The organism is Actinoplanes sp. NPDC051411 (assembly GCF_040682075.1).
Lineage (GTDB): Bacteria > Actinomycetota > Actinomycetes > Mycobacteriales > Micromonosporaceae > Actinoplanes.
Window position 1 is genome coordinate 1 of record NZ_JBFBAD010000282.1, and the last position, 2032, is coordinate 2032.

The 2032-nt window shown below is 56.6% G+C and carries 1 rRNA gene; it reads left to right on the top strand.

Annotated elements, in window-relative coordinates:
• Positions 1–1945, top strand: a 23S ribosomal RNA gene (locus AB0M88_RS53220); the annotation flags it as partial.
• Positions 1946–2032: the final 87 nt, after the last annotated feature.

The window sequence follows — 2032 nt, forward strand, 5'->3', positions numbered from 1 at the left end:
TTTAAAGAGTGCGTAATAGCTCACTGGTCAAGTGGTTCCGCGCCGACAATGTAGCGGGGCTCAAGTACACCGCCGAAGCTGTGGCATTCACACAATAACTCGGTTGGTCAGTTTACTGGCCGATCCAGGTGTGTGGATGGGTAGGGGAGCGTCGTATCGCCAGGGAAGCGGCAGGGTGACCTAGCCGTGGAGGCGATACGAGTGAGAATGCAGGCATGAGTAGCGAATGAAGAGTGAGAAACTCTTCCGCCGGATGACCAAGGGTTCCAGGGCCAGGCTAATCCGCCCTGGGTGAGTCGGGGCCTAAGGCGAGGCCGAGAGGCGTAGTCGATGGATAACGGGTTGATATTCCCGTACCCGCGTAGGAACGCCCAAGACGAACCTTCATGTACTAACCATCTCAAGTGCCGGCGGCCTTCGGGCTTATGGTAGGCGAGTTGGGACCTTGTGGGGTAGTAGTTTAGTGATGGGGTGACGCAGGAAGGTAGCTGATCCCGGCCGGTGGTTGTGCCGGGGTAAGCGTGTAGCCCGCACCATAGGCAAATCCGTGGTGTATTGAGGGTGAGACGTGATGCCGAGCCGTTCTGGTGAAGTCAGTGATCCTATGCTGCCGAGAAAAGCCTCTAGCGATGTTCCGAGCGGCCCGTACCCGAAACCGACACAGGTGGTCAGGTAGAGAATACCGAGGCGACGGGCGAACTGTGGTTAAGGAACTCGGCAAATTGCCCCCGTAACTTAGGGAGAAGGGGGGCCGGACGCGTGAAGCCCCTTTGCGGGTGGAGCGTGGTATGGCCGCAGAGAGCAGGGGGAAGCGACTGTTTACTAAAAACACAGGTCCATGCCAAGTCGTAAGACGATGTATATGGACTGACGCCTGCCCGGTGCTGGAACGTTAAGGGGACCTGTTAGCCCGTGAGGGCGAGGCGGAGAACTTAAGCGCCAGTAAACGGCGGTGGTAACTATAACCATCCTAAGGTAGCGAAATTCCTTGTCGGGTAAGTTCCGACCTGCACGAATGGCGTAACGACTTCCCCACTGTCTCAACCACAGGCCCGGCGAAATTGCAGTACGAGTAAAGATGCTCGTTACGCGCGGCAGGACGGAAAGACCCCGGGACCTTTACTATAGCTTGACATTGGTATCCGAATTTAATTGTGTAGGATAGGTGGGAGCCGGTGAAGCTCGGACGCCAGTTCGGGTGGAGGCATTGTTGAAATACCACTCTGTTGGGTTTGGGTATCTAACTTGCGGCCCTGATCGGGTCGAGGGACAGTGTCTGGTGGGTAGTTTAACTGGGGCGGTTGCCTCCTAAAGGGTAACGGAGGCGCCCAAAGGTTCCCTCAGCCTGGTTGGCAATCAGGTGTTGAGTGTAAGTGCACAAGGGAGCTTGACTGTGAGACTGACGGGTCGAGCAGGGACGAAAGTCGGGACTAGTGATCCGGCACTTGCGTGTGGAAGCGGTGTCGCTCAACGGATAAAAGGTACCCCGGGGATAACAGGCTGATCTTCCCCAAGAGTCCATATCGACGGGATGGTTTGGCACCTCGATGTCGGCTCGTCGCATCCTGGGGCTGTAGCAGGTCCCAAGGGTTGGGCTGTTCGCCCATTAAAGCGGTACGCGAGCTGGGTTTAGAACGTCGTGAGACAGTTCGGTCCCTATCCGCCGTGCGCGTTGGATACTTGAGAAGGGCTGTCCCTAGTACGAGAGGACCGGGACGGACGAACCTCTGGTGTGCCAGTTGTCCCGCCAGGGGCACGGCTGGTTGGCTACGTTCGGAAGGGATAACCGCTGAAAGCATCTAAGCGGGAAGCCTGCTTCGAGATGAGGTATCCCACCCACTTGATGGGGTAAGGCTCCCGAGAGACTATCGGGTTGATAGGCCGGAGATGTAAGCACGGTAACGTGTTCAGTTGACCGGTACTAATAAGCCGAGGGCTTAACCACACCAAACTTTATGCTCGACATATGCGTCCACTGTGTGATTCACAGCAAACGAACAACCACCCCAAACACCTCCGAAACACGGTGGGA